Annotated in this window: 2 protein-coding genes; both read right to left on the bottom strand. The window is 67.7% G+C overall.

All coding sequences use genetic code 11. The features are described from left to right. A partial coding sequence (locus tag BN4332_RS32635; protein ID WP_066904549.1) for an esterase occupies window positions 1–677 on the bottom strand: 677 nt, incomplete at its 3' end. 75 nt (window positions 678–752) lie between these two features. Beyond that, window positions 753–1,076, bottom strand: a 324-nt coding sequence (locus tag BN4332_RS32630) for a THUMP-like domain-containing protein (RefSeq protein WP_435405223.1), incomplete at its 5' end; no start/stop codon positions are given.

Raw genomic sequence — 1,076 nt, 5'->3', positions numbered from 1 at the left:
GCCGCCACGGCTGAGCGCGGCACGCTGGCCTGGCTGGCCCCGGCCGCCTCGGGCAGCAGTTCGCCCTGGCCGAAGAAGAAGATCAACGAATCGTCGGTGATCGCGAAGTTCTGATAGTGGGCGGGATCCAGACCGATCGTCGCGGGGATCGCCTGCTCGACGCCGGACTGTTTCTGCAACTCGCGCTGCACGATCGGGAAGACCACGTCCAGCGGCCGGGAGCCCGGTTTGAACAAGGTGTCGAACGTGATCGGCGCCCGCGTCACCACGTTGTAGTTGAACGTCTTGTACCAGGTCTGCGGATGGGCGCCGCCCACGTTCTGGTACACCTCGAAGACCAGACTCTGGGTGCGCGGCGGCGTCCCCGAGCTGTAGGCCGTGCCCTTGGCGTCGAGAACGTACGGCTGATCGCGCAGTCCGGGCATCCCCGACACGTTGACGAAGCCGTCACGGGTCTGCAGCAGATACGCGGCCACGGCCTGCTGATCCGGATACTCGACCGGGAATCGGTAATCCAGTGTGTAGCTGGAGTTGGCGGTGTGCACCACACAGGTCTGGTCGGCGTCGACGGTGCCGCCGAGGTCGGCGCAGGCCGACTGTGCAACTGCCACCGGCATGCCGAGCCAGCCGAGCAGCGCGCCGGCTGCCAGCAGCGCTGTCACAGGGGGAATTCGCATCGTCAGTCGTCCTCGCAGGCGATCAACTCACACCGGCTCATCCACCGGCGTATTTCGTTTCAGAGTACGTGGCCGCTATCGAGACGGCCGACAAATGAATGCCGTTGCCCGGCTGGCCGCTCCGGAGCCGAGCCGCGCGAGCACCACCGTCAGGTGTTCGGTGCCGCGCAGCTTCATCCGGGCCCGCAACGCGTCGGGGTCGACATCGAGCCCACGAACCAGGATCTCCAGCGCCCCCACCGAGCGGGCCGCCAGCGCGGTCCGCAGCCGTCGCTCCTGGAAGGGCAGCTGTTCGAGGACCTCGAACCCGCGCACGCCGGTGGGCAACTCGTCTCCGGACAGGTAGGCGATGTCGGGGTCGAGCTGCCACAGCCGGTGCCGGGCCGCGTAGTGGCGGAC

This window comes from Mycolicibacterium houstonense, assembly GCF_900078665.2.
Taxonomy (GTDB): domain Bacteria; phylum Actinomycetota; class Actinomycetes; order Mycobacteriales; family Mycobacteriaceae; genus Mycobacterium; species Mycobacterium houstonense.
This window is presented reverse-complemented; position numbering and strand designations above follow the sequence as displayed.